The organism is Endozoicomonas sp. ALD068, assembly GCF_049310145.1.
In the GTDB taxonomy this organism is placed as follows: Bacteria; Pseudomonadota; Gammaproteobacteria; order Pseudomonadales; family Endozoicomonadaceae; genus Endozoicomonas_A.
This window is the reverse complement of the sequence record NZ_JBLYNU010000004.1, coordinates 153,489-161,258: the sequence shown is the minus strand read 5'-3', so window position 1 is coordinate 161,258 and position 7,770 is coordinate 153,489. Positions and strand designations below refer to the sequence as shown.

The window sequence follows — 7,770 nt, the reverse complement described above, 5'->3', positions numbered from 1 at the left end:
TTTTGAAAACCCTTTGCGATAGCCCTTTTACGTTTTCGTGATAGGGATTGCCATGCTGAATAAGACAAAATATATACGGCAATAGGCTTATTTTTATGAGTTACTCAGGTTGATATGAATCTCTGCTATCATTCCCGAGGGCCAGGAACCTTTGCCTGATGCTATGTAATCCGGATATTACGGCAACCTTATTGGTGATTGATTACAGTACAACAGGGTTTAATTTGCCAGCCGATGTGTTTTATTTTCTGGCTGATGACATGATTAAGGGGGGCATTGCCTATGAACTACCGAACTCGTCGTATCTATCGAAAAGACCGCGATACGAATCAAGTCTGCGCTGACCCTCTAGTGTTTTTAATTATGAGATCTGAAAATATAAGAACAAAGGCGTCTTTCCCCATCTTTGCTCTTATGTTCATTGCTATTGCATGGATTGCCAGCTCCGCTGCAGCGGAAGAAACCCGGCAACATCGCCTGCTATTAATGAATTCCAGCGGGCTGGCTGCCAGGGAGGAAACCTTGAATATCTATGAGGGTTCTGTTTCGTTCTATAACACTTCCCATATTCTGCTGACTGTTAATAATGCTACTGATTCCAGATCTCGCTTTTTAGTTGATTTCAATAACCTTAACGTTGTTCAAAAATGGTCAGATGTTCTTGCCACTTCACCTCCCGAGCAAGACTCTCTCTTCAGCGAGCCGTTAGCCGAATACCTGGCTCAAAAAGCAGGCTCTGTGGTTCCTGTGCCACAGTCAAACCTGACATACATTGCAGCTCTGAATGACATACAGGAAGGCAACAATGGTATAGCCATGATGAGCTCGCTGATTAAAGTGGACAAAGACTGGCAGGAGAATCAATGGCGGAATCGCACTCTCGCTTCATCTTCAGACATTCCGGCTCTGAAAGACATTGTTAGTATGACACTGTCACCGGATGGACAGTTCCTTGCAGTAGTCGCTGCCGAAACCCAAACCCTGCTGATTTTTCGATACGACCAGGGACAATTGCATCTGATGCAATCAGTCTCCAACCCGGAAGATCTTGAGAAAGTTGACAGCTGGTTTGGAGTGCACGATGTAACCATTGCCAGACTACCCCGTGACTCCATCACCGCCTTTATTGCCTCTACCGACCGGTTCGTCCATCTGGTGGTTTTAAACAAGGAAGATCAGTGGGAAACTCAGGAGGCTCAACTTATTGGCCTTCGAAACATGCCTCAGGCACTCACCAGCATAGCCTCCAGCCCGGATGGCAGAAAAATAGCCGTGATTGGCAGACGAGGTAGCCTCCATACCCTGAAACTCATCTCTCCCCCTTTATTCGCAGAATGGCAGGACCCTCCTGAATATGACTACGATGAATCCAATATGGAAAATAACCAGTTCGTAGTAGGGCTTATGAATGTGACGGACCCCAATCAGTCAGACAACGAGAATTATTCTCAATTGATCGTCAGGGTTGACTGTGAAGGCCATGAAGGCAATTGCCCATTCATTTGGCAAAACAAAAGTTTAGTGGTCAACCCAGAGAGTGATACCCCTTTGAGTAAAAAGAGCGGAGGTTGGGCACTCTCAGAAAGATGGCCCCTGACGGTAACAGCAACTAACCCACACAAGCAGTTCAGTCAAATACGAACAGTGGTCAGCGTAAAACCAGCTGATTACACCTCCCGATTACTGAAACGGGTGTTCGCTGGTGTGTTGCCAGCGTTGGGCGTAGCAGGCCTGGGTGGTTACGGCCTGATTAAATGTTACAGATCAAGGATGAGAAACTATGAACTCAATCAAGAAGATCCATCCGACGATAACACAGAAAATATCTCTGATCGCCCTGAAAGCAATGATCAACCAGCTCCGCCAGCCGGTTTAATGGTTCACTTTGATCCTGAATCAAATGGATTAACCCAAACGCTGGTGCACCCGGCACCAGGTGATACAGGCTCCAGTTTAAGCTTATCCCTGTCTTGGCCTGCCCCTGAAGTTATAGATATGACCACTGCAGATGCTCCTGAAGTTATAGATACGACTACTGCAGATGCCCCTGATGTTATGAATACGACTTCTGCAGATCCTCTTGAAGTTATGAATACAACCACTGCAGATGCCTCTGAAGCTACAAATACGACCACTGCAGATGACCCTGAAGCTACAAATACGACCACTGCAGATGCCTCTGTAGATCGCGCATATGGATATGGGGAGCCAACTATTCCACATCATGCTCTCAGAATACCGAAGGGTCCTGGAAACACATATCCTAACCAACGAGGACTGCAAATTTATTTTAAATACTTTGGTGTTGATATCAAAAATAACAAAACAAAAGAGCACTGATCTCATGTGGTGCCTGATTTTAAGGCAATAAAAAACCCCTTAGCGATTTCCCTGCAAGCAGTTCTATCGAAAGGGGCCGTGATACTGATGATCCTGGCTCACCTATGGACTAAGTCAATAAGCAATGTGGGAATCCCAGGTTCGGCATACGAGGTATTCCCCGCCCTACAAAAACGGATAACGAGCCATCATCGTTTTGCAACAGAAAGTGAGTCACCAACATCGCAAAATAGCAACAGCGTTAAACAACGTGGTAAGAAGCGGCACCATCGAAGCGACCAGCAATGGTGAAGACGATTCAAGGGGCAGACCCGCTTGATGAATCCTCAGGAGATGGACGGAACGATCAAAGCGATTGCCGAACACCAGCAGGCCACTGCTGAAGTCAAAGGTAATTCGGTTTCCTGGCCAACCGTCACTTCCTTGGCGACTGGTCAGAGTTGTTTGATAACAGAGGCTACCATTGTCAAACCGAACAACGTGCAAGCCCCGCTCGCCAGCAATCAAAAAAGTATTATTGTCGTATTGCCGGATTTCATCCAGTTTTCCCAAGTCTGGCCAGCTTGACTCGATGGTATTCTCGACGCCTTCCCCGTCCGATGAAAAAATGGCATTCTCACACGCACTTAACGAGCAAACCTGTTGGGTCGTTGCCTGCTTGCCGGTAGCGGTTTGGCATTGATGGGAATACAGTCGACAACCAAGGGCCTGATAGGAATAGTGAGCAGGACCAGTGTCAGTGAATTGATTAACAACCTCAGGAGGGCATAAAACTATCTCTCCACCCCTATGGATAAGCAACAAGTATGCATCTGCGAAGATAGCCCCTACAGGTTGGTCAATAACAACCTCACCAATAGCCGGTGTCAGTATGGTGACAGGCCGCCAGTCTTCAGCCAATTGCTCAAAGCAGGCTATCTGGTTGTCAAACGCCCAACTGACACACAATTGCGTGCTGTCCTTATTGAAACTGGCAGAGGAGCAGCCCTGGCGAAAAAGATAGTGACTTTGTCCACCAAAGCGTTGGAATGATCCCGTTTGACAGTTTTTTTCCTGCTGATAAACCCGCAACTCACCCATGAGCAGAGAGCAAGCGGCGAGCCATTTTCCATCCGGGCTCACCCCTAGAGATGAAACACCAGCAAACGCCACTAAAGGGCCCGTGGTCAGCTGCCCCTGTTCCCAACTGAAGCTGCCAATACTTCCTCCCTCTTGACCCGAATCGCTGGATACATAGAAACAGTTTTTATTTTTAACCAGACTTCGATGTTGTCTTGAGTTGGGTGATATCTGGGTCGTCGTTTGCACAACACACTGGTCAGAATCCTCTGAACATTGGAACGCAAGACAAAGCCCCCTGTCATTAATAACAACCACTATCACATTGTTTTTTTTGGCAAATAATGCAATGCCCGCAGGCGCACCAAACCATTGGGTCTCATTTGCAAACTGGTAGGTTTCACGCAACAACACATTGTCAATCAATGTCAGCCCAAGCCCGAGTGAAGGCATCCCAAGAACAAGAAAAATAACAGTACAGCAGGTGCGGCCCACGAGAGCCGCAAAGCAGGCAGAAACTTTACGTACAATATCAGTATTCAAGTTGACACCCTTTCAAACGACGGAATTTACGCTCATTCGATAAAGTAGCACGCTTAAATGAGAATCTGCCTGCAAAAGAACGCCAGTCTGTGCTCTGAAGACAGTTTTTTGTGATTTGCAAAAAATTTGTAACGGAACCAACGGAGAAGTCTACACTGTGAGACTCAACTGAGCAGCTGTCGTGTTAGAGGATTGCATCTTCAGGTTGAACTGTCGTTTAGCAACACAATCAGGATCAAGGATATTGCCAATGGACTCTATAGATGCCGATACCGAGCCATCTGCCGGGAGTGGCTTGTTTTGCTTTTTGTTGATGATGCAATACCTGAAGAAAACCATTGACATTAATGTCATTAAACATGAGTTCTGCCCCGAGGGAGATGACCTGACCCCACTGACGATGCTCAGGGCCTTCAAACAACTGAAACTAAGAGCCAGACAAGTCAGAATCAGGCGGCAGCGATTAACTAAAATACACTGCCCGTTTATTGCCATAGACAAAAACGAGCAGTTTTTCATTATTGCCGCCATCAGCGATGGCAAAGCATTGATTCAACGGGAGGGAATGAGACCTGAGTCAGTTTCTTTGGATAAACTCTGGAGTCATTGGCATGGCCAGGCCATTTTAATTACTGATCGAAGTATTCTGCCAGGCAAAAATCAACACTTCGATATCAGCTGGTTTATACCGGCTATCGTCAAGTTTCGAAAACTGTTCAGGGACATATTGGTTGCTTCTTTTTTCATGCAGCTATTCGCCCTGCTGACACCGCTTATTTTTCAGGTGGTGATGGACAAAGTGCTGGTTCACCGGGCAGAAATGACTCTGAATGTACTGGTTGTAGCGCTGCTGGCTATTTCCCTGTTTGAGGTTATGCTGGATGGCTTGAGAACCTATGTTTTTTCACATACCACCAACCGGGTTGATGTTGAACTGGGTACCCGGTTATTCCGGCACCTGCTGAAACTTCCTGTTGCTTTCTTTCAGAGTCGACCAGTGGGTCAGGTTGTGGCTCGTGTGCGTGAGCTGGAAAACGTGCGTAATTTCCTCACCAGCAGCGCTCTCACCCTGGTCATAGACCTGTTTTTCAGCCTGTTGTTTATTGTTGTCATGTTCTTCTATTCCAGTCGGCTGGCCTGGATCGTGATTGGCTCAATTCCGATCTATATTATCATTTCTATTTTGATTACTCCCCGCCTGCGCCAGAGAACCGAGGAATTGTTTCACCGCAGTGCCATCAACCAGGCATTTTTGACCGAAACCCTGACCGGGGTAGAGACCCTTAAATCCATGGCCATCGAACCCCAGATGCGCCAGCGCTGGGAACATCAGCTGGCCGGTTTTGCTCAGGCTTCTTTTCGCTCGGTGGTGACCGGCATGTACGGCAGTCAGTCGGTGCAGCTGGTGAGCAAGCTGGTCACCGCTCTGTTGATGTGGCAAGGATCTCTGGAGGTCATTCACGGGCATATGACGGTAGGCGAACTGATCGCCTTCAATATGATTTCAGGACAGATTTCTGCCCCCATCCTGAGGCTAGCCCAGCTCTGGCAGGACTTTCAGCAATTTCGCATTGCCATCGACCGCCTCGGTGACATCATCAATGCTCCTACCGAACCCCAGAGTCATTTAAGTCAATCCTCACCTCCGGTAATGAAAGGAGCCATCAGGCTTGAGAATGTTGTTTTTCGCTACAGCCCTGCAAACCCCGCAGTACTGAACCGCATTGACCTGGACATTCCTGCAGGACAGGTGATCGGCATTGCTGGCCGTTCAGGCTCTGGTAAGTCAACGCTGACCAAGCTGATCCAGCGGCTCTTCATACCAGAAAGTGGCAAAGTTTATATTGATGGTGCCAACCTTTCACTATTAAACCCAGCCTGGATCCGACGCCAGATTGGTGTCGTCCTTCAGGACAGCGTGCTCTTTAATGGCACCATTCGAGACAATATTGCTCTTGGGAATCCAACCCTGGATATGGAGTCGGTCATCGCTTCAGCCCAACTGGCCGGAGCTCATGATTTCATTATCGAAATGCCCCATGGCTACAATTCTGAGCTGGGTGAGCGCGGCGCAGGGCTGTCCGGCGGTCAGCTTCAACGCCTGGCCATAGCAAGAGCACTGGCCACCCAGCCCAATATCCTGATTTTTGATGAAGCGACATCGGCTCTGGATTATGAGTCAGAAAAAATTATTCAGGACAACATGCGGGCTATCAGCAAAGGCCGCACCGTCATCATCATCGCCCATCGACTCTCAACTATCCGTCGTTGTGATCGGATTATAGTGATCGAAAAAGGGGTTATTGAAGAAGATGGCAGCCATGATGAGCTGGTTCAACAGCAGGGACGCTATGCCCAGCTGTGGTCTTCACAAATTGATGTAACACAAAGAGTTTAAACAATTGGGACGCATTCTCACGCTGATCAGAGACAGCCTGCACCATGAGAAAAAACATCCTCGGGTCAGGCGCAAAAAAGATGAGCTGGAGTTTCTGCCGGCCGCTGTTGAAATTCTCGAATCACCACCGTCACCGTTCGCTCATGTCCTGATGTTGCTGATTTGTGCCCTGCTGACCTTTGTTTTGCTCTGGAGCTGGTTCAGCTTTATTGACACCGAAGTTACCGCCAACGGCAGAATAATACCAGTGGGCAAGGTCAAGGAAGTACAATCACTGATTGCTGGCCGAGTGGATACCATCTATGTCACAGAAGGTGAGCATGTTTATAAAAACCAATTACTGATCAAGCTGAACCCCACCGAGCCAGAAGCTGATATTCGCCAGATTGAAGCCATGTTGCTGCAAAACCAACTCAATGTCAGGCGATTGCAATTGTTGCTTGAATCGGCAACGGAAACGCCTCTGGCGCCACCTCCCAACCTGCAGCAATGGATTAGCCAGGCTAAGCTGCCGCTCTCGGGAAAGCCAAGCCCTGACCAGTGGTTTCGCCAGCAACAGTTACTGGATTATGACTACCAGCATTATCAGAGCAGCAATCAATCCGTAGTGCAGCAAATCGATCAGCGTCGGGCAAAGGTTATGGCGATTCAGGCCGAAATTGACCGACTGCAGATACTTAACCCCCTGCATCTGGAAAATGAAAAAGCGACCCGGCAATTATTAGACAAAGGTCTTGCGTCACGACTGGAGTGGCTGGCCACCAGGGAAAAACAGCTGGATACCAGCCAGCAGCTGCAGGTCCAACAGAGTCGCCAGAATGAAGCAAAGGCAGAGCTGGCAGCGCTTGTCAGTGAAAAAGAAAGTAGACAAAAAGCATTTCGTCATGAACGCATGGAAAAACTTAATGAGTTCAGTGATAAGATCACTGAACTACAAAACAGCATTATCAAAGCCAGGGAACACAACCAGAATTGTTATATCCGGGCACCGGAAGACGGTACGATACAACAGTTTTCGGCGCTGGGTCACGGCTCGGTGATCCAGCCGGCTGTGACTTTGATGTCGTTGGTTCCGGACAAAGCGGAGCTGCAGGCCGAAGTTATGGTGGAAAACAAGGACATCGGTTTTGTGAAGGCGCAGATGGCGGCCGATATCAAAATAGAAACGTTTCCCTATACATTTTTTGGCTATTTACACGGCGTAGTTGAGCTGGTTTCCAAAGATGCCCGGAACCAGGGCGAGCAGGGATTGATGTATCCGGTATACATCCGATTGAACCAGCAATTTGTCAATGTTAACGGTCAGAATGAACCTTTGCATGTAGATATGATGGTCTCTGCCGAGGTGAAAACCGGTAGACGCCGACTGCTGGCATTTTTTCTGGAACCATTCTTGCGCTACCGTGATGAAGCACTGAATGTCCGTTGAA

The 7,770-nt window shown here is 48.0% G+C and carries 4 protein-coding genes; 3 read left to right on the top strand and 1 reads right to left on the bottom strand.

Annotation, left to right across the window (positions count from 1 at the left end):
* Positions 1–282: 282 nt before the first annotated feature.
* Positions 283–2,340 (top strand): hypothetical protein, encoded by a 2,058-nt coding sequence (locus ACO6V5_RS00705; protein WP_422134828.1) that lies wholly within the window; start codon positions 283–285, stop codon positions 2,338–2,340.
* Between the two features lie 213 nt (positions 2,341–2,553).
* Here ACO6V5_RS00705 and ACO6V5_RS00700 read toward each other — a convergent pair whose 3' ends face one another.
* Positions 2,554–3,942, bottom strand: coding sequence for a hypothetical protein (locus ACO6V5_RS00700; protein ID WP_422409683.1), 1,389 nt, complete (start codon positions 3,940–3,942; stop codon positions 2,554–2,556).
* 250 nt (positions 3,943–4,192) lie between these two features.
* Here ACO6V5_RS00700 and ACO6V5_RS00695 point away from each other — a divergent pair, with 250 nt between their 5' ends.
* Together ACO6V5_RS00695 and ACO6V5_RS00690 are read left to right on the top strand one after the other, a co-directional pair.
* Positions 4,193–6,340, top strand: coding sequence for a type I secretion system permease/ATPase (locus ACO6V5_RS00695; RefSeq protein ID WP_422134830.1), 2,148 nt, complete (start codon positions 4,193–4,195; stop codon positions 6,338–6,340).
* Positions 6,341–6,344: 4 nt separating this feature from the next.
* Positions 6,345–7,769, top strand: a complete 1,425-nt coding sequence (locus ACO6V5_RS00690) for an HlyD family type I secretion periplasmic adaptor subunit (RefSeq protein ID WP_422134831.1) — start codon at positions 6,345–6,347, stop codon at positions 7,767–7,769.
* Position 7,770: the final 1 nt, after the last annotated feature.